Annotated in this window: 18 protein-coding genes and 1 tRNA gene; 12 read left to right on the top strand and 7 right to left on the bottom strand. The window is 59.6% G+C overall.

Features of this window, described 5'->3' with window-relative positions; all coding sequences use genetic code 11:
• Positions 1–7 precede the first annotated feature (7 nt).
• Complete coding sequence (locus N7U68_RS10455; RefSeq protein WP_263049071.1) at positions 8–1156, bottom strand: M24 family metallopeptidase; 1149 nt, start codon at positions 1154–1156, stop codon at positions 8–10.
• Positions 1149–2324, bottom strand: coding sequence for an amidohydrolase (locus N7U68_RS10460; protein ID WP_263049072.1), 1176 nt, complete (start codon positions 2322–2324; stop codon positions 1149–1151). Before N7U68_RS10460 ends, N7U68_RS10455 begins: the two co-directional genes overlap by 8 nt.
• Before the next feature lie 110 nt (positions 2325–2434).
• Between N7U68_RS10460 and N7U68_RS10465 the strand changes: the two genes are divergently transcribed.
• From N7U68_RS10465 to N7U68_RS10490, 6 genes are all read left to right on the top strand, one after another.
• Positions 2435–3598, top strand: coding sequence for an alpha-hydroxy acid oxidase (locus N7U68_RS10465; protein ID WP_263049073.1), 1164 nt, complete (start codon positions 2435–2437; stop codon positions 3596–3598).
• A 229-nt stretch (positions 3599–3827) separates the two neighbouring features.
• Positions 3828–4502, top strand: coding sequence for a 50S ribosomal protein L25/general stress protein Ctc (locus N7U68_RS10470; protein ID WP_263049074.1), 675 nt, complete (start codon positions 3828–3830; stop codon positions 4500–4502).
• Positions 4503–4632: 130 nt separating this feature from the next.
• Positions 4633–5430, top strand: a complete 798-nt coding sequence (locus N7U68_RS10475; RefSeq protein WP_263049075.1) for an alpha/beta fold hydrolase — start codon at positions 4633–4635, stop codon at positions 5428–5430.
• A 78-nt stretch (positions 5431–5508) separates the two neighbouring features.
• Entirely contained in the window at positions 5509–6198 is a 690-nt protein-coding gene (gene pth / locus N7U68_RS10480) for an aminoacyl-tRNA hydrolase (RefSeq protein ID WP_165195736.1), read from the top strand.
• Positions 6199–6214: 16 nt separating this feature from the next.
• A complete protein-coding gene (locus N7U68_RS10485) occupies positions 6215–7378 on the top strand; it encodes a serine hydrolase domain-containing protein (protein WP_263049076.1) in 1164 nt (387 codons plus the stop codon).
• 60 nt (positions 7379–7438) lie between these two features.
• Complete coding sequence (locus tag N7U68_RS10490; protein ID WP_165195732.1) at positions 7439–7816, top strand: DUF2237 family protein; 378 nt, start codon at positions 7439–7441, stop codon at positions 7814–7816.
• A 33-nt stretch (positions 7817–7849) separates the two neighbouring features.
• Here N7U68_RS10490 and N7U68_RS10495 read toward each other — a convergent pair.
• Together N7U68_RS10495 and truA are read right to left on the bottom strand one after the other, a co-directional pair.
• A tRNA-Arg gene (locus N7U68_RS10495) sits at positions 7850–7926 on the bottom strand.
• Between the two features lie 47 nt (positions 7927–7973).
• Complete coding sequence (gene truA / locus N7U68_RS10500) at positions 7974–8744, bottom strand: tRNA pseudouridine(38-40) synthase TruA (RefSeq protein ID WP_263049077.1); 771 nt, start codon at positions 8742–8744, stop codon at positions 7974–7976.
• Positions 8745–8940: 196 nt separating this feature from the next.
• Between truA and N7U68_RS10505 the strand changes: the two genes are divergently transcribed.
• From N7U68_RS10505 to N7U68_RS10515, 3 genes are read left to right on the top strand one after another with little or no spacing between them, the layout of a single operon-like run.
• Complete coding sequence (locus tag N7U68_RS10505) at positions 8941–10356, top strand: YcjX family GTP-binding protein (RefSeq protein WP_263049078.1); 1416 nt, start codon at positions 8941–8943, stop codon at positions 10354–10356.
• On the top strand, positions 10353–10820 hold the full coding sequence (locus N7U68_RS10510; RefSeq protein WP_165195726.1) for a GNAT family N-acetyltransferase: 468 nt from the start codon (positions 10353–10355) through the stop codon (positions 10818–10820). The genes N7U68_RS10505 and N7U68_RS10510 overlap by 4 nt, the downstream gene beginning before the upstream one ends.
• Entirely contained in the window at positions 10817–11836 is a 1020-nt protein-coding gene (locus tag N7U68_RS10515; RefSeq protein ID WP_263049079.1) for a YcjF family protein, read from the top strand. The genes N7U68_RS10510 and N7U68_RS10515 overlap by 4 nt, the downstream gene beginning before the upstream one ends.
• Before the next feature lie 16 nt (positions 11837–11852).
• On the opposite strand, the gene N7U68_RS10520 is transcribed toward N7U68_RS10515, so the two are convergent.
• Together N7U68_RS10520 and N7U68_RS10525 are read right to left on the bottom strand one after the other, a co-directional pair.
• Positions 11853–12953, bottom strand: coding sequence for a hypothetical protein (locus N7U68_RS10520; protein ID WP_263049080.1), 1101 nt, complete (start codon positions 12951–12953; stop codon positions 11853–11855).
• A gap of 94 nt (positions 12954–13047) precedes the next feature.
• Positions 13048–13458 carry a group III truncated hemoglobin gene (locus N7U68_RS10525; protein WP_241188102.1) on the bottom strand — a complete coding sequence of 137 codons (411 nt, stop codon included), beginning with the start codon at positions 13456–13458 and terminating at the stop codon, positions 13048–13050.
• Between the two features lie 264 nt (positions 13459–13722).
• On the opposite strand from N7U68_RS10525, the gene ileS reads away from it, so the two are divergent.
• Complete coding sequence (ileS, locus tag N7U68_RS10530; RefSeq protein ID WP_263049081.1) at positions 13723–16716, top strand: isoleucine--tRNA ligase; 2994 nt, start codon at positions 13723–13725, stop codon at positions 16714–16716.
• A gap of 83 nt (positions 16717–16799) precedes the next feature.
• Positions 16800–17954 carry a trans-sulfuration enzyme family protein gene (locus tag N7U68_RS10535; protein WP_263049082.1) on the top strand — a complete coding sequence of 385 codons (1155 nt, stop codon included), beginning with the start codon at positions 16800–16802 and terminating at the stop codon, positions 17952–17954.
• A gap of 74 nt (positions 17955–18028) precedes the next feature.
• Here N7U68_RS10535 and trpS read toward each other — a convergent pair whose 3' ends face one another.
• The gene (gene trpS, locus N7U68_RS10540; protein WP_263049083.1) at positions 18029–19057 is read right to left on the bottom strand and encodes a tryptophan--tRNA ligase; all 1029 of its coding nucleotides are present in this window, start codon (positions 19055–19057) and stop codon (positions 18029–18031) included.
• Between the two features lie 77 nt (positions 19058–19134).
• On the opposite strand from trpS, the gene N7U68_RS10545 reads away from it, so the two are divergent.
• Positions 19135–19821: a rhomboid family intramembrane serine protease gene (locus N7U68_RS10545; protein WP_263049084.1), complete on the top strand. Its 687-nt coding sequence runs from the start codon at positions 19135–19137 to the stop codon at positions 19819–19821.
• Positions 19822–19832: the final 11 nt, after the last annotated feature.

Below are 19832 nucleotides of genomic sequence, written 5' to 3' on the forward strand. Positions count from 1 at the left end.
TTCCGCTTCAGACAATCATATCTTCCAGTGCATTCGGATGATGCGTGATCTGTTCGTAGCCGTCCTCGGTGATGATAAAGCTGTCGCCCACCTGCGCCCGGAACCGGCCGGAAACACTGACCGATCCATCCACGGCCAGTACCATGCCCGGTTGCAGCATCGTCTTGTCGCCATAAACGAGTTGGGGGGCCTCCAGAAAGCTGAAACCGGTCGCACGCCCACAGCGGAACGGGTAAGTGTGCCCCGCACCCTGAATGACCTCAGCGTAGGCGGCATGTACCTCTTCGGCTGTGACACCCGGCCCCAGAACAGACAACGCGGCCTGCTGACTGGCCAGCGCCACCGCATAGACATCGGCCTGCATAGGATCAGTGATTTCACCAATCCAGAAGGTGCGGTCAAACCCCAGCTTGAACCGGTGAAAGTTTGTCATGCCACAGAAACACAGAAAGACCGGTTCGCCATATTGCATGATCCGGGTCGAGGCACGGTGATGCGGCTTCGTGATCTCGGGACCCGATGCCATGATTTGCAGAAAATGCGTCATCGGGGACATGGCCACATCTGCGTAGTGCGTCGCCAGCAGATCTGCGGCCTGGCGTGTGCCAGCCTGCGACGTGGCCAACGCCACCTCGTATTCGGCCACACCGGCGGCGATTGCCCCACGCCCGGCCAACATCATCGCACCAGCGACCGTGCCCGCGTGGCGAGCAAGCTGTAATTCCTCGGGTGATTTGATCATGCGCAGGCCAGCGATGACGGGCATGGCATCACGAACCTGCCCGGTATCCAGCAGGGTATCCACATAGGCACGCACCAGCGGGGGCATCAGGTCAGGCTCCAGCCCGATCATGCTTGCACTTTTTAGCGCAGCGGGCAGTTCGGCACGCCATTCATCGCCCAGCCCGTCATTCCATAGCGCGATCCGGTCCACGCGCGCGGCGGCGTGGGCCATGTCCTCTTCCATCGACGGAGTGATGAGCAAGCTGGGACCGTCCTTTGGCACCACAAGGATCGTCGGCCGTCCGAAGTCCATGTGCAGATAGTCATAGTATCCCGTGAAATAGTAAACGCTGTCATCGTCCGTGATCAGCGCCACGTCTATCCCGGCCTCGTCCAGACGTGTCCGCAGCGCGGCCATACGTGCCTCAAACATCGCGTCCTCCATTTGCCAGTTGCTGTTCGACCAGCCTAACCCAGAAGGATGATCCCGGCACAAGTCCCGCATCATTGAAGTCATAATCCGCCGAATGCAGGGGCCGGGCATGCGCATCGGTGGTACCGTTTCCAGCCAGCAGGAAACAGCCCGGCACAGCAGCGGCCATATGGGCAAAATCCTCCGAGAAAAGCTTGGGCGCGCAATCCGGGTTCGCCAGCCCGACTGCGCTCGCGGCGCGCATGGCGTTGCGGGTGGGGGCGGCGGCATTGATTGTCGGGGGAAATATCGTGTCATAGGTCACGCGCGCCGTGACATCATGTGCCGCAGTAATACCGCCAGCGATCTGGCGCATACGCGCTTCGATAGTGGCGTTTGTCTCTGGCGTCAGGGCGCGGCAATCACCGCTAAGCACCGCGCGACCGGGCAGGACGTTGCGCCGTCCGTCAGTCTCGAACCCTGTAACAGACACCACCCCGTTTTGTGCCGGCTCAAGCTTGCGCGAAACGATGGTTTGCAACGCGCCGACGATTTCGGCTCCCACAGTGATCGCGTCAACACCCATATGTGGCAGTGCCGCGTGCCCGCCACGTGCGTTAATCTCAATCTCAAAGAGAGCTTCGCTGGCGGTCATTGCGCCCACGCGCGCCTCGAAATGTCCCAAGGGCAGACCGGGCATGTTGTGCATGCCGTAAACCGAATCGACAGCAAATCTGTCGAAAAGCCCGTCCGCGATCATCGCCGCTGCACCTTTGCCAAACTCCTCGTTCGGCTGAAAGATGAACACCACCCGCCCGTCGAAATCACCGTGTTCAACCAGATACTGCGCAGCCCCCAATAGCATCGCCATGTGACCATCGTGTCCGCAGGCATGCATCTGATTGGGAACTGTCGAGGCATATCCGAAATCGTTGACCTCGTTGATCGGCAGCGCGTCCATATCTGCGCGCAACCCAATGCTGCGCGTGCCATTTCCTTTTTGCAGGACGCCAACCACGCCGACCTGACCAATCCCGGTGTGCACCTCGATGCCGAAACTGTTCAAAAGCTCTGCCACGCGGGCACTCGTCCAGCAGAGATCAAATTCCAGTTCCGGGTGTCGGTGAAACCCGTGCCGCCAGCAGCGCATGTCGTCCAAGAGAGGCTCTGTCGGGGCGGGGTGGTTCATATTGGTATCTCTCAGGTCAGGTCTGTCGCAGCATAGACGCGGAAATTCGAATTGCTCAAGCCACAGTGAATTGGTAACAAAACATAACCAATCTCCAGATGGAGGCCATCATGCCCGTGATCACCAATATCGAAGACCTGCGTCGCATCTATCAGCGCCGTGTGCCGCGCATGTTCTACGATTATGCGGAATCGGGCGCGTGGACCGAACAGACGTTTCGCGCCAACACCTCTGACTTCTCAGAAATTCTGCTGCGTCAGCGGATCGCGGTGGATATGTCGAACCGATCTACCGCGACGCAGATGATAGGTCAGGACGTGTCGATGCCAGTCGCACTGGCGCCTGTCGGCCTGACCGGGATGCAACACGCGGATGGCGAGATCAAAGCAGCCCGCGCCGCCGAAAAATTTGGCGTGCCCTTTACCCTATCGACCATGTCCATCTGTTCGATCGAAGATGTAGCAGAGAACACTACAAAACCATTCTGGTTTCAGGTTTACACCCTGAAAGATGATGATTTCATGCAGCGGCTGTTTGACCGGGCGCGCGATGCGAAATGCTCTGCTGCAGTGATCACAGTGGACCTGCAGGTGATGGGTCAGCGGCACAAGGATATCAAGAACGGCCTCAGTGCCCCACCAAAGCTGACACCTAAATCTATCGCCAACATGATGACCAAAGTGCAGTGGGGCCTGGGCATGTTGGGCACCAAGCGCCGGTTTTTTGGCAATATCATTGGCCATGCCAAGGGGGTTAGTGACCCCTCTTCCCTTAGCTCCTGGACGGCCGAGGCGTTCGATGAGGCGCTGGATTGGGACCGTATCCGCCAATTCCGCAAGATGTGGGATGGGCCGCTGATCATCAAGGGTATCATTGATCCGTGCGATGCTCTGGAGGCGTTGAACGTCGGTGCCGACGCGATCATCGTGTCCAACCACGGTGGCCGACAACTGGACGGCGCATTGTCATCGATCCGGGCACTGCCGCAGATCATGGATGCGGTCGGCGACAAGATCGAAGTGCATCTCGACAGTGGTATCCGGTCTGGTCAGGACGTGCTCAAGGCCATCGCGATGGGGGCCAAGGGGACCTATGTGGGACGGGCGTTCGTGTATGGTCTTGGCGCAATGGGCGAAGCCGGAGTGACAAGCGCGCTGGAGGTGATCCAAAAGGAGCTGGATGTTTCGATGGCGTTCTGTGGGCACCGAAACATCGAGGATGTGAACAAAGAAATCCTGATGATCCCGCGCGATTTTTCTGACAAGTGGCAGTAGGCTTCGCCACTGCCCGGCACTCGGCCCGTTACCTCTGACAAGTATGTAACCACTCTTTGCGGTCAGCGGCTATTGCTGTGTTAGGTCGGAACCCAGCATCCGACGCATGGGCGGTTGCGGGTGGTTATGACATTCGCCCTTCCCATTACCCTCTATTTCGTCTATGCGCACGGCTTCACGCGGGACTACAGCCTTGGAGGAGTCCCGCCCTAACCTATGGAGAATTAACATGGCTGGAGAAATTCCTGATCTTCACGCCCAGGAACGCACGGGGACAGGCAAGGGCGCCGCTCGTGCAGCACGCCGCGAAGGCATGGTTCCGGGTATCGTTTTTGGCGGTGACACTGACCCCCTGCCGATCAACATTCCGTTCAATGTCCTGTTCAAGCGCCTGAAACAAGGCCGCTTCAAGTCGACCTTGTTCAACCTGAAGGTTGAAGGCCACGAAGACGTGCGCGTGATTTGCCGCGATGTTCAGCGCGACGTGGTCAAAGACCTGCCGACGCACCTGGATCTGATGCGTCTGCGTCGTACCACCAAAATCAACCTGTTCATCAATGTTGATTTCCAGAACGAAGAAGACTGCCCTGCGATCCGCAAGGGCGGCGTTCTGACAACGATTCGGAGCGAAGTCGAACTGATCGTGACCGCCGGGGACATCCCCGAGACGCTCGTCGTCGATCTGAGCAAGCTGGAAAACATCGGCGATACGATCACGTTCTCTGATATCGATCTGCCTGAAGGCGCCAAGCCAGTGATCAGCGACCGCGACTTCGTGATCTGCAACGTTTCGGCCCCATCGGCCCTGAAATCCGACACCGATGAGGACGAGGATGAGGTCGCAGCCGATGAAGTGCCAACGACTGATGCAGCCGAAGGCGAAGAGGGCAGCGACGAGTCCTGAACCGTCACCCCTTAGCTAATAGATTTGACGCGGCCTCTTGTTTCAGGGGCCGCGTTTTTTTCTGCTGCGGACTAGTCACACCACCCATCGCGACGATACCCTGCGCCAATACCTCTGCGGAGCGCGCGCGATGTCCGACCTCTTGCATATCTGCGAAATCGGCACTGGGGCACCTGTTCTGGTGCTGCACGGTGCCCGTCTGGATCATCGCCATATGCAGGATGCGCTGGAGCCGACATTCAAGGCATGCTCGGGCTGGCGACGGATATATGTCGATCTGCCGGGCTGCGGCCGTTCCACGGGGTTTGACCACGTCGCCTCACAAGACGATGTGCTGACCGAACTTCTGCGCGTTATGGACGCCACTTGCGGCACGGAGCCTTGCGCGGTGATCGGCGAATCGCGCGGTGCCTATCTTGCGGAAGGGTTGGCCCATTCCCATGCCCAGCGATTGTCGGGGGTGGCGCTGATCGTGCCGGGTGGCAATTCCGATGCCAGCCGCGCAACGATTCCTGCCCCGGTCACGTTGCGCACAGATGGCACAGAAATCGACGCGCTGGACCCCACGCTGCGGGCGCGCGCAAAACGATTGGTTGTTCGAACGGGGCCGATCGTCGCCAAGATCACGCAAACCAAAGTGCCCGCTGCTGCGCTACATGATGCGGCGCTCGAGGCGCGGGTCTGCGAACGGTTCGAATTTTCCTTTCATCGTGACATGCAACATCGGTCTTTTGATCGCCCTTCATTGATCGTCGCGGGTCGCCAAGATTCGATTGCCGGATATTGTGATGCACTCGAGATGCAGGATCGCTTCCCTCGCGCCAGCTTTGCTTTACTCGACTGTGCAGGGCATGCGCCGGGATGGGAGCGCCCTGATCTGTTCTCTGCCTTGGTCCGCGATTGGCTGAACAGGTTGGCGACCGAATAGCGCAGAGCGCCGCCGCGCAATCATTGATTCCCGCAGCGCCTCATCGTAGACCCGGCGCATCGTCACGAAAGGCATATCATGCTGATTTTTGCAGGTCTGGGTAATCCGGGTACGAAATACGCCCGCAACCGGCATAACATCGGTTTCATGGCCGTGGACCGGATCGCCGAGGATCACGGTTTTGGCCCGTGGAAGGCGCGTTTTCAAGGGCAAGCCAGCGAGGGACGGTTCGGCAGTCAAAAAGTGCTGTTGCTGAAGCCTGAGACATTTATGAACCTGTCAGGTCAGTCCGTCGGTGAGGCGATGCGGTTCTACAAGCTGGAGCCGGGCGATGTAACCGTCCTGCATGACGAGATCGACCTTGCTCCCGGCAAGGTGCGGGTCAAGACCGGCGGAGGCCACGCGGGCCATAACGGCCTGCGCTCGATCCACCAGCATATCGGCCCAGAGTATGCCCGCGTGCGTCTGGGGGTCGGGCATCCGGGCCGCAAGGAGGCGGTGCCGGGTTACGTGCTGCATGATTTTGCAAAGGCAGACGAGGATTGGCTGGAGGACGTTTTGACCGGAATCAGCGATGGCGCACCGCAACTCGCGGCAGGCGACACAGGTCGGTTTCAGAACGCCGTTGCCCTGCGTACTGCACCACCGCGCTCGTCCACCTCGCAGCCAAAAGCAAAAACACCCCCTCCGGCAGAAGAATCGTCCGCTCCCACGCCTGAGCCTGATGCGCGGTCACCGCTGCAACGGCTCGCGGACAAGTTCCGCTGAACGCACGGAGATACACATGCGCCCGTTCCTTCGTTGGCTGATCCGCAGCCTGATCGCCCTGACGCTTGCCGCGGTGGTCGTCGGCGTATGGAAACGCGACGAGATTATGCGTCTTTGGGCAGTGAACGGTCTCTTTTCCGAAGCGAAGATCGTCGCGAATTTCTCGAGCATGGATGCCGCCTTTCTCACGCGCGAGGTGCCACGCGGCGATGGCCCCATTTCCCCGCTGCCGACGGGTGCACCGATGGATTTACCGGCCGGAGCCGCCGACTGGATCAAAGATCGCAGCGTTACGTCCTTGCTGGTGCTGAAAACCGGTGAAATCGTACACGAAAGCTATCATTTAGGCACGGGGCCGGAGGATCGTCGCATCTCATGGTCGATGGCCAAAAGCTTTGTCTCGGCCCTTGTCGGGGTCCTGCTGGAGAACGGGACCATTGCCTCGCTTGACGATCCGGTGACGCAGTACGCGCCCAGCCTGAACGGCACAGCCTATGAGGATGCCAGTATCCGCAACGTCCTGCATATGGCCAGCGGCGTGCAGTTCGACGAGGACTATCTGGATAAATCGTCTGACATCAATCGTATGGGCCGGGTACTGGCTCTTGGTGGGACGATGGATGATTTCACCCGCGGTCTGACTGCCACAATCGCCGCGCCCGGTGCACGGTATCAATATGTTTCGATCGATACGCATGTAGTTGGCATGGTGATCCGTGGCGCAACTGGCCGGGATATCTCTACGCTACTGTCGGAAGAGATCATCATGCCGCTGGGGGTGGAGGCGACACCTTATTATGTCACCGATGGCGCGGGCGTGGCGTTTGTGCTGGGCGGGCTGAACATGACAACGCGTGATTACGCCCGCTTTGGCCTTATGGCATCGCAAAACGGACGCTACGGCAACCAACGAATTGTACCAGCAGAATGGATGCAACTTGCGACACGGCCCAGCGCCCCCACCGAGGCAGGCCAGATCGGTTATGGCCTGCACTGGTGGGTACCCGAGGGTGCAGCAGACGGCGAATTCATGGCGCGTGGTATCTATGGGCAATACATCTATATCAACCAGAACCGTGACACCGTGATCGTGAGCACCGGCGCGGATCGCAACTTTCGCGCGCCCGGCACGCATTCCGCGAACATGGCAATGTTCCGCGCCATTGCCATGGCTCGCTGACACGCTTTGCCTCACCCACATGATCGGCTAGGCTGACCCGCAGCAAAGAGAGGTCGTACCATGATCCGCAAAGATGATCCCGTGAATGTTCTGGGCGAAGTTTTGTCCCCTTGCTCGGACGCCGATCCGGTCACAGGGTTTTTCCGCGACGGCCATTGCAACACCTGTCCAGAGGATCAGGGCAGTCACACTGTCTGTGCGTTGATGACGGCGGAATTTCTGGCATTCTCGAAATACGTCGGCAATGACCTGTCGACACCACGCCCCGAATACGGGTTTGCCGGGCTGCGGCCGGGCGATCAGTGGTGCCTGTGCGCCGCGCGATTCCTACAGGCCCACGACGAGGGCTGCGCACCCCAAGTACGCCTGTCGGCTACGCATATGCGCGCGTTGGACATTATTCCTCTGGATGTCCTGCAAGAGCATGGGGCTGATTAGGCAATGATCGCTATGCAAAATAGCGTGATATGTTGGCGATCCCTGAAGGACTCGAACCCTCAACCTGCTGATTAGAAGTCAGCTGCTCTATCCAGTTGAGCTAAGGGACCGCTGGCGGCAGGTTTAACGTCGCCATGCGGCGCGCGCAAAGGCAAAATCAGGCTGTGAATGGGTCTTTTGGATAGCCGACGCTGTGAAGGTATAATCCCTCGGGCGGACAAACCGGTCCACAGGCGGCTCGGTCGCATGCTTTCAACGCGCGACGCACATCGTCCGGTGCCCACGCCCCCCTACCGACCCGTTCCAATGTGCCCACGATGCTGCGCACCTGATTGTGCAGGAACGACCGTGCCCGCAGACGAAACCACAGTTCCGGTCCGCCGGGTGTTTCCATCTGGCAAATTTCGATCGCATCCAGCGTCTTGACCGGGCTGGCAGATTGGCAGATCGACGAACGAAAGGTGGTGAAATCGTGATGACCCACCAGATACGCCGCCCCGACTTGCATCGCCGCCAAATCCAGCTGTTGCGGCACTTGCCACACCAATCCTGCCTGATGCGTCGCAGGCGGACGCCGCATCAGCAGACGAAAAAGATACCGCCTCTCAACCGCAGAAAACCGTGCGTGCCACTCATCATCCACCTGCGTACAGTCCACAATCGCAACTGGCTGCGGCTTCAGATGGTGGTTCAGCGCTTCCATCAATCGGAAGGGTGCCCAGTCATTGACCAAATCACAATGTGCCACTTGTCCCAACCCATGCACACCAGCATCGGTGCGGCCCGCCGCCGCAATGGTGTGTGGTCCCGGCTCCAGCCGTGCCAATGCGGCTTCAATTGCGCCCTGCACGGACGGTTGGTCGCGCTGCCGCTGCCAACCGGCAAAGGGCGCACCATGATATTCGACCTTGAGGGCAAAACGGGGCATGACCCTGCGCTTAGCGCAATTACATCCTTCGGAAAAGCCTTCTCCTAGCGTATCTTCCGGCTGAAATATCTTCGCCGACGGCCTCCAACAGATCTCCACAGGTCAGCTGTCGCAGAACCCGCGTACCGCTTGCCACTGGAAACCCCATCGGCGCACCGTTATCTAGGAAGGGCAGGCACGAAAAAGGGGCAGCGCAGTGGTGATCGGTAGAATGGCGGAGGGCCTGACCCGCAGTTTCGACGCCGTCGGTGATACCCTGTCCGAGACGTTTTTTGAGCCGGTGATTCGCGTGGGCGTCACTGGCCTCGCTCGTTCGGGCAAGACGGTATTCATCACATCGCTGGTGGCCAACCTGATGGATCGGGGGCGAATGCCCGGCCTCGTTGCCGCTGCCGAAGGGCGGATCGAGGCCGCATTCCTGCAACCTCAGCCCGACAACACCGTGCCGCGTTTCGACTACGAAGAACATCTGGCAGCACTCACCGCCAATCAGCCCCACTGGCCGGGCAGCACCCGCACGATTTCCGAGTTGCGGCTATCACTACGGGTCCGCCCCGCCGGAATGCTGGCAGGACTAACCGGCCCGCGTACGGTCCACATTGATATTGTGGACTACCCCGGTGAGTGGCTGCTTGATCTGGCGCTGATGGATAAATGCTATGCCGAGTGGTCGGCGCAAACCCTGTCCGCGATGCAAAAACGCGCGGAGGCAGCAGGCGCGCTGTCGCTGGTCCGTGCAACCGACGCGGCGGGAGAGTGGGACGATCCGCAGATCAAGGCACTCGCCGCCGCATTCACGGATTATCTGACCTCCGCACGGGACGCAGGGTATACGGGTATCGCGCCCGGTCGCTTTTTGTTGCCCGGCGCGCTGGAGGGTTCGCCGGCTCTGACCTTTGCCCCGCTGCCCCAGCCCGACCGTCCCGGCCGCCGCAGCCTCTGGCGCGAGATGGAGCGCCGCTATGACGCGTATCGGCGCGAAGTGGTCACACCATTCTTTCGCGACCATTTTTCTCGGATCGACCGGCAAATCGTTTTGGTGGATGCATTGGGTGCTATTCATTCCGGCCCCCGTGCCGTGGCAGACCTGCAAGAGACGATGACCGAAATTCTCTCGGCCTTTCGGCCGGGTCGCAACGCATTCCTCAGTCGTCTGTTGATGGGGCGTAGGGTGGAAAGGATTCTGTTTGCCGCGACCAAGGCAGACCATCTGCACCACAGCCAGCATGCGCGTCTGACTGCTATCATGGAAGCCCTGACCCGCTCCGCCCGCGATCGCGCCCGTTTTAGCGGCGCTGAAACACAGGCTCTGGCTATTGCCGCCTTGCGTGCCACGATCGAAGAGACCCGTGAACATGATGGCACAGCACTGGACTGTGTCCGCGGCAAGCTGCTGGACAGCGGCAAGGAGGCCGCGTTTTACCCCGGCGCGCTGCCGGAAAACCCGTCTGCTTTGATCAGCGCGGCGCAAAAGGGTAAAGAGGCTTGGCTAGATCAAGATTATCAGATCATGAAATTCGCACCCGCGCCGTTGACATTGCGGGCCGGTGACGGGCCGCCGCATATCAGGCTGGACCGGGCTGCACAGTTTCTGATCGGGGACAAGCTTTGAGCGCGCCCCGCCCGGCCCGGCTGCACCATGTGCCGCAACTGACCGCGATCCTCTGGGCGTTTTCCCGCAGAGCCCCGTGGCTGCCGCGTGTGCGGGCCCGACGCACCGATCTGCGACTGATGGCGAAAATCACGCACCGTGGCTGGGTGCGGATCGTGCCGGGGCGACGTGGCCCGGTGGGTTTCATTGCCCGCGACGGCGCACGCATCCACGCGCTTTATGTGCATCCGCGTGCGCATCGCAGCGGGCTGGGAACCACACTGTTGGAGGATGCCAAATCCCGGTCCAAGCGGCTGGAACTGTGGGTGGCTGAGGCAAACCACCCGGCACGCGCCTTTTACGCCGCCCACGACTTTACCGAAGCGGCCCGCACCGAGGGTGGTGGCAACGACGAAAATCTGCCGGACATCCTGATGGTCTGGCCGCCCGAAGAACGGGCGCAGGCAAGGAGTGCCCAACCATGAGAAAAGGTCCCATTCTGTTCGATATCGAGACCGAAGAACTCGGCAAGCCTGCGATCAATCCGGCCGAAGCTCCACCCGTACCTGACCACGACCCGGTGGGCGGGCCCACTCCGGAAGGGCGTGCAATGCAAACTGTTGCAGCCCTTGGTGCGCGTAAAACAACGCGTCTGGGGCGGTTCTTTTGGTCACTGTTGTTGACCCTGCTTGGGGTGGTTGTGTCTGTCGCCGCGTGGGATTTCGTCACCGACCTGATCGCGCGCATGCCATTGTTGGGATACGCAGTCACAGTGCTGATCGCAGTTCTCGTGTTGGTTCTGGCGGTGATCGCCGTGCGCGAACTGGCGGCTTTTTCCCGCTTGCGCCGGATCGACACACTGCACCGCGCCGCTGACACCGCGCTGGCCGATGATGATCTGGCGGGCGCGCGCAAGGTGGTCGAGGGGCTGACGCAGCTATACGCGGCCCGCGAGGACACCGCATGGGGCCGGCAGCGCCTGCAAGAGCGACAAGCCGATCAGTTCGACCCCGCCACGCTGCTGGCATTGGCCGAGGCCGAGTTGCTGGCACCGCTGGATGCTGCCGCGAAAAAAGAGGTCGAGGCCGCCGCCCGGCAGGTTGCCACTGTGACGGCCATCGTCCCATTGGCACTGGCTGACGTGTTCGCCGCGCTCACCTCGAACCTGCGAATGATCCGGCGAGTTGCAGAGGTCTATGGCGGGCGATCCGGCACGCTGGGTAGCTGGCGACTGGCGCGCGCGGTCATGGCACATCTGGTGGCCACCGGCGCCGTCGCAGTGGGCGACGACCTGATCGGGTCCGTCGCAGGAGGCAGCCTGCTGTCCAAGCTATCGCGTCGCTTTGGCGAGGGAATCGTGAATGGCGCCCTGACCGCCCGCGTAGGCGTGGCCGCGATGGAGGTTTGCCGCCCGCTGCCCTTTTCTGCGGGCAAACGCCCCTCGGTTTCGCGACTGGTGAGCCGCGCACTCGCGGGGCTGTTTCCGGGATCGGGAAACTAAATCGCTTCCTCCCGGACTACCCGTCGCATCGCTTTTTAATGAACTCCGTGTAAACGCCGATCTCGGCAGTGTATGCGGCAACTTCGTCTGCTGCCAGATTGGCCGGTGACTGCATATAGGCATCATAGTTGCTGCTAGGTGCTGCGAAACCCCTGATCTCGGCGCGTGGTTTTAGCTGGATCGTGTAACCATCCCAGGTATCAATCGGACGATTGTTCATCTTACGACAGGTTGCCGCATGAACATTTTCATGTGAGCTAAATGCATTCAGAACAATCGCGGGTGTGCAGTTTGCACGCACTCTGGCTAGCGTTGGCATGTTGACCTTGCATGCAACTGGATCGGTAGAGGCCGATGCACCAGATTGCACTTCATTCAGGCTTCCGCTCTGGGCCGGAGCGGTATTGCCCTGATTTTTGACGGCAACGAATTCACCCTCAGCAGCCCATTTTTTCTCTAGCGCCTCGCCAGTACGGGTTTCTGCGTCTTCCAGATAGCTCAGTTCACCTGCTGTGCCCTCGTCGAATTTGTGCAGCACACCATTGTTGTCGAGATAGAACGATTGTTTGGAATTGTTGCCGCGCATTGCCGTTGCCTTGGCGCGGGCCAGCGCTTTTTTGTCGGCATAGGCATCTCGTATAGCTTCGGCCCATTCCAGTTCATCACGCACCCGCCTGCAGATACATTCTGCAGCACGGCCCCCGCCGGTCCGTTCCAACACTGTTTGTCGGTCCGCCTTGCCGACCGCCTTTAGCTCTGCGGGCACTTCCAAGGTCATGGTCAAGGTTTCGGCAGACGCGATACCCGCCTGAAGTAGCCCCTGATGGCCAGACTGGCCGCTGATGCGCCAGACAAATGTGCCGACACGCGTGGTTTCAGCCCCCTCGAAACTATCCCCCAGACATTGCAGGTTCACGTTGACAGGGGGTCTGTTAGGTGGGTTTGCCCTCAGGTTGATTTCGGTCGGGCATTCTTCAGCCTCGTTGTTTAGATAGGTCAGACGTACATCTGACCCCATCGCCCGGTAGACACCTTCGTCTGGAATTACGGAACATCTGCACCCGGCCGCTGCAGGACCGGCAATTAGCAACGCAACAAAAAACAATAATATCCGCATGACAAAATCCTTATTCAAAAATCTTGCCAACAGATTGCCAGACTCACGCGCTGCGTTGCAAGGTTGATGCGCGAGGGCGGGAACCATGCACCGCCTAGCTGAATACTGGGACCTCGCCGGGAGGTTTGCGTATCTCAAGCCCGTAGAGGAACCCCTTGCTGATCCGGTGGGCCAGCGCCGACCACGCACAAGCGGTTGCCTCCGGCAGGCGTTCGGCCAGTACCGTATCAAACAGCCCCAGCCAGACGGGGAAATGCTCGGCCTGCACATCGCTGGCGGACATATGCACCTGCATCGGGTTGCCCGAATAATTACGTGTGCGCAGGATCGCGTTCGACCAGAAGCGAACAATCTTGGCCTCGTGCGCGGGCCATTCAGCGGGGGCTATATGCGCACCAAAGACCGGGCCCAGATCGGGGTCCTTGCGGACGCGCGCATAGAACACCGTGACCACCTGCGTGATCTCGTCCTCCGTGATGTCGAACTGTCTTAGCGGATTGGCCATCTCAGCCCTCCTGCACATTGTCCGGCCTGACACTGTGGCAATCTGTGGATATTGGCCAGCGGGCAGATGGACGCAGGGCCGCGCGGCTCTGGACGCCGCGAAACCCGCGCCCTATAAGGTCAGACATGATGTACGCCACGGCGATCATTATTCGAATTATTTGCCCGGCGCTCTGACAGCATGAGCCGCCGGGACAAGGCGTTTGACCAATCGCGCCGCCCCACCCCTTTTCCGATATGACCCGAAAGACAAAGGACGCCCCAGATGTGCGCCGACCAAACCGAAACACCCGATTATAAATCCACCCTGAACCTGCCGCAGACCGATTTTCCGATGCGCGCCGGCCTTCCCAAACGCGAGCCGGAATGGCTGGAACGTTGGGAGCAGATCGGCATCTATGACCGTCTGCGCGACAAGGCTGCCGCAGCCCCCGGTTCGCGTGCGCCCTTTACTCTGCATGATGGCCCACCCTATGCCAACGGGCACCTGCATATCGGGCATGCGCTGAACAAGACGATCAAGGACATGATCGTGCGTAGCCACCAGATGATGGGTTTTGAGTCGCGCTATATCCCCGGCTGGGACTGTCATGGCCTGCCCATCGAGTGGAAGATCGAAGAACAGTATCGCAAGAAAGGCAAGAACAAGGACGAGGTGCCGATCAACGAATTCCGCGCCGAGTGCCGCAACTTTGCCGCCGGGTGGGTCGATATCCAGCGCGACGAGTTCAAGCGTCTCGGTGTGACCGGCAACTGGGCCGCGCCGTATCTGACGATGGATTTTCACGCCGAGCGCGTGATCGCCGAGGAATTCATGAAGTTTCTGATGAACGGCACGCTTTACCAAGGTTCCAAGCCGGTGATGTGGTCACCAATCGAAAAGACAGCGCTGGCCGAGGCCGAGGTCGAGTATCACGACAAAGACAGTTTCACGATCTGGGTGAAGTTCAAGGTTGCAACGGCTCGAGGCGGCGCTTGGGATCCTCTTGATGGCCCACGCCCAGATGACGCTGATCTGTCCGCCTCAAACTTGAAAGACCTAGTGGGTGCTCATGTAGTGATCTGGACGACAACGCCTTGGACCATCCCCTCGAACAAGGCCGTGGTTTACGGCGCGGGCATTTCCTACGGCCTCTACGAAGTTACCAGCACGCCAGAGGAATCGTGGGTCAATGTCGGCGACCGTTATCTGCTGGCCGACAATCTGGCCGCCGACGTGATGACCCGCGCGAGACTGGACGAGGGTATGTGGACGCGGGTGCGCGATGTCACCACTGGTGAACTGGCTGGTCTTAGCCTGTTACACCCGCTGGCAGGCTCCGAAGGGTCCGATGGTGAATGGGACACACCGCGCGATTTCCGCGCTGCCGATTTCGTCACCGACACCGAGGGTACCGGTTTCGTCCACTGCGCCCCCAGCCACGGGATGGAGGAATACGAGCTATACCGCGATCTGAACATGCTGCAGGAGGTCATCACCTACAACGTGCTGGATGATGGCTCTTTCCGGCCCGGTCTGCCGTTCTTTGGCGGTAAGTACATCCTCAACCGGAAGGGCGGCGAGGGCGATGCGAACAAGGCGGTCATCGACAAGCTGGCAGAGGTTGGCGGCCTGATGGCACGCGGCAAGATCAAGCACAGCTATCCGCATTCGTGGCGTTCCAAGGCACCGGTCATCTATCGCAACACGCCGCAATGGTTCGCCGCCATCGACAAGACCGTGGGCGACGGGCAGGACATGCATGGCACCACCATCCGCCAGCGCGCCCTTACCGAGATCGACAACGTCAAATGGACGCCGAAATCGGGACGCAACCGCCTACATTCGATGATGGAGGCACGGCCCGACTGGGTGCTGAGCCGCCAGCGTGCATGGGGTGTGCCGCTGACCTGCTTCACGCGCAAGGGCCTGCTGCCAACAGAAGACGATTTCCTGCTGCGCAACGCAGAGGTCAACGCGCGCATCACCGCAGCGTTCGAGGCCGAAGGTGCGGACGCATGGTACGAGGACGGTGCCAAGGAACGGTTCCTGAGCGGGATCGTCAACCCGGATGACTATGATCAGGTGATGGATATCCTTGACGTGTGGTTCGACAGCGGCTCGACCCATGCCTTTACTCTGCGGGATCGCCCGGACGGGACCGATGATGGCATCGCCGATGTCTACATGGAGGGCACCGACCAGCACCGCGGCTGGTTCCATTCGTCACTGTTGCAATCGGTTGGCACCACTGGCCGCGCACCTTACCGGCAGGTTGTCACGCATGGTTTCACGCTCGACGAAAAGGGCATGAAGATGTCCAAATCGCTGGGCAACACCATTGTGCCGGAAAAGATCGTGCAGCAATACGGCGCGGATATCCTGCGGTTGTGGGTAGCACAGACGGACTACACCGCTGACCAGCGTATCGGGCCAGAGATCCTGAAAGGCGTTGCCGACAGCTATCGCCGGTTGCGCAATACGATGCGTTATCTGCTGGGCGCGTTGTCGCATTTCAAAGAGAGCGATCGTATCGATCCCGATCAGATGCCAGAGCTCGAACGCCTTGTCCTGCACCGCACGGCCGAATTGGATGTGCGGGTACGCGAGGGCTACGCCGCCTTTGATTTCCAAGGGGTGTTTCAGGCTCTTTTCAACTTCTGCACGCTCGACCTGAGCGCGTTCTATTTTGATATCCGCAAGGACGTTCTTTACTGCGATGGTGACAGCGTTGAACGGCGCGCCGCGCACACCGTACTCGACCTGCTGTTTCATCGGCTGACCACATGGCTAGCACCAGTGCTGGTCTTCACGATGGAGGAGGTCTGGTTAGAGCGGTTTCCAAGCGAGGGTAGCTCGGTGCACCTGCAGGACATGCCGGACACACCGCAAGATTGGCGCAATGACGCATTGGCCGAAAAATGGACGCGCATTCGTCGCGCGCGTCGTGTCGTAACTGCTGCGCTGGAGATCCAGCGCACGGCCAAAGTCATCGGCTCCTCACTAGAGGCGGCACCGACAGTTTATGTTGCTGATGCCGAAACACTGGCCGCCCTGCGATCAGTTCCGTTCGCGGATATCTGCATCACATCGGACATAACGCTGACCGATGCGGATGCGCCAGAAGACGCATTCACATTGCCGGAAACCGAAGGCGTGTCTGTCACCTTTGGCAAGGCCGAGGGGGGCAAATGTGAACGCTGCTGGAAAATTCTGCCTGATGTTGGCACGCATGAGCATGCAGGTACCTGCGGACGCTGCGACGCCGCGCTTAGCTGATTTATGACAGGGCGGCACCATGTGCCGCCCTGAATTGCTGACCGACATTTTCGGATAGGTGTCCTGCGCAAAGGAAACAACAGATGAAGAACCGCCAACTCTCGCCCGCCACACGGCTCGCGCAGGCTCTGCACTATCTGGATGAAGATACCGGCGCGATCATCCCCGCGATACACCCTTCGGCCACCTATGTCCGCGCTAACGATTATTCTGAACGCAAGCCGTATATCTACCGCCGAGACAGCAACCAGACGACGGACCACGCCGAAGCGATCATCGCTGACCTCGAAGGTGCGGCAGACACAATGCTGTTTGCCTCTGGCATGTCGGCGGCCAGTGCGGTGATGGATGCCCTACCCGCGCGCGCTCATGTGCTCGCGCCCGACGTGATGTATCATGGTGTGTTGCAACAGTTTCAGAAATTGCACGCGCTTGGCCGTCTCGATGTCACCTATTACAGCACTGGCGATCTGACGGCGATGCAGGCTGCGATGCGCAAGGGACAGACCGCTTTGGTCTGGGTCGAATCGCCGAACAATCCTGATTGGGACGTGACTGATATCGCCGCCGCGGCCAAGATCGCCCATGATGCTGGTGCGCGGCTCTTTACCGATTGCACAGGCACACCGCCGTGCTGCACCCGCGCGCTGGAACTGGGGGCAGATATTTCGTTTCATTCGGCCACAAAATATCTGAACGGACATTCGGACGTGACGGCAGGTGCCCTGTCGGTCCGGGAGACGGGCGATTGGTGGGACGAGGTCTTCAATATCCGCAAACTGCAAGGCACCGTTTTACAATCATTTGATGCGTTTCTGCTGATCCGCGGCATGCGTACGCTGATCCTGCGGGTCGAAAGGGCGACGCAGAACGCCCTCACATTTGCCGCACATTTTGAAGGGCACCCGCTGGTTGAGCGGGTTCTCTACCCGGGCCTGCCGTCCCATCCTGGACATGAGATTGCAAAACGCCAGACCGGGGGCATGTATGGCGGCATGATGTCGATCATCACCTGCGGCACCGAACAGACTGCGATCGATACGGCGCTGGCCTGCGAGGTTTTCTATCCCGCCACTTCACTGGGAGGCGTCGAGAGCCTGATTGAGCACCGCAAAACCGTATCGGGCGAAGGGTTCAAGGTGCACCCGAACCTATTGCGGATCAGCATTGGGATCGAGGATGTAGACGATCTGATCGTGGATCTGGAGCAAGCCCTGACACGCGCTGCCGGGGGGTAATACCTGATCCGGCGAACCGCATGACGGCACGCCCGATCAGGTATGTTGGGAACATTGACAGCGGTCGGGGGACATCAGCTCGGCTTGGCCCCGACCATACCCACAATATCAAAGGTTTTTTGCAGGATCGGCGCCGCGATTTGGCGCGCGGCATCAGCGCCTTTGCCAAGGATCCGGTCAATCTCGGCCGGGTCTTGCATCAGGCGTGACATTTCTTCAGAGATCGGAGCGAGCTTGGTGACGGCCAACTCGGCCAACGCCGGTTTGAACTCAGAGAACGACTTGCCACCCATTTCGGCCATTACCTCTGCGGCACTCATATCCGCGAGGCCTGCGTAGATGTTCACCAGATTGCGCGCCTCGGGGCGCTCTGCCAAACCATCCAGATCAGAGGGCAACGGTTCCGGGTCAGTTTTGGCCTTGCGGATTTTCTTGGCGATCAAGTCGGCATTATCTGTCATGTTGATCCGGCTCATGTCGGATGCGTCGGATTTCGACATTTTCTTTGATCCGTCACGCAGGCTCATCACGCGGGTGGCAGCGCCTTCAATCACTGGTTCGGTGATTGGAAAGAAATCCACACCGTAGTCGTGGTTGAACTTGGCAGCGATATCGCGGGCCAGCTCCAGATGCTGTTTCTGATCTTCACCGACCGGAACATGGGTGGCGTGGTAAACCAGAATATCGGCCGCCATCAGCGCCGGATAGGCAAGGAGACCGAGTGAGGCGTTTTCAGCATTTTTGCCGGCCTTGTCCTTCCATTGGGTCATGCGACCCATCCAGCCCATGCGCGCGACACAGTTGAAAATCCACGCCAATTGCGCGTGTTCGGCAACCTGACTTTGATTGAACAAAATGGATTTTGCCGGGTCGAGACCTGCCGCGATGAATCCGGCGCAGAGTTCACGCGTGGCGTGACGCAAATCAGCAGGGTTTTGCCAGACCGTAATCGCATGCATGTCGACCATGCAATAAAGCGTCGGCGTACCCTGACCTTGGCTATCGGCAAAACGCTTGAGGGCGCCGAGATAGTTTCCAAGGTGCAGATTGCCGGAAGGCTGGATGCCCGAAAAAACGCGCGGGGTGTAGGTCGGGCCGGACATGGCCATTCTCCTGTCTGGATTTCTGTGTCTGCCTCGCTTACCCATGCACCAAAGCCCCGTCAAGCAGAGGCCCGATGATGAGCAACCCAGACACCGAAAGCCCGTTGAACCCAATGCCACCCGTGGTAATGGCACTGTTTCTTGCGATCATCGGAATCGAGATTGTGTTTTCGCTGGGCGCGCGCGGCATTGTCGGCGGCCCCGGCGCGATTGGATGGCGGCAGGCCGCGATACAGGATTACGGGTTCAACGCGCAAATTATGCAGTGGATGCTGACCAATCACGTTTATCCGCCCGAGCATCTGATGCGGTTCGTGACCTATCCATTCGTGCATGGCGATTTCACCCATGCCCTCTTTGTCGGGGTGATGCTGCTGGCAATGGGCAAGTTCGTGGGCGAGGTATTTCGCGGTTGGGCAGTCCTTGTCGTGTTCATGGCCTCTGCCGCGCTAGGTGCTGCGGTTTATGGTATGTTCGTGGTCGATCCACCGTGGATATATGGTGGATTTCCAGGCGTTTACGGCCTTATCGGCGCGTTCACTTATCTTTTGTGGCTGCGGTTGGGACAGGTGGGGGCAAGGCAGGCACGGGCCTTTAGTCTTATCGGTTTTCTGATGGGCGCCCAATTGCTGTTCAGTCTGGTGTTTGGCGCGAACATGCAATGGCTGGCCGATGTGTCCGGATTTGGCGCGGGCTTTGCCCTGTCGTTCTTTGTCAGCCCCGGCGGCTGGCAGAAAATCCACGCCCGGCTGCGTGGGCGTTAACCAATTGCATT

It is taken from the genome of Roseovarius pelagicus (assembly GCF_025639885.1).
Lineage (GTDB): Bacteria > Pseudomonadota > Alphaproteobacteria > Rhodobacterales > Rhodobacteraceae > Roseovarius > Roseovarius pelagicus.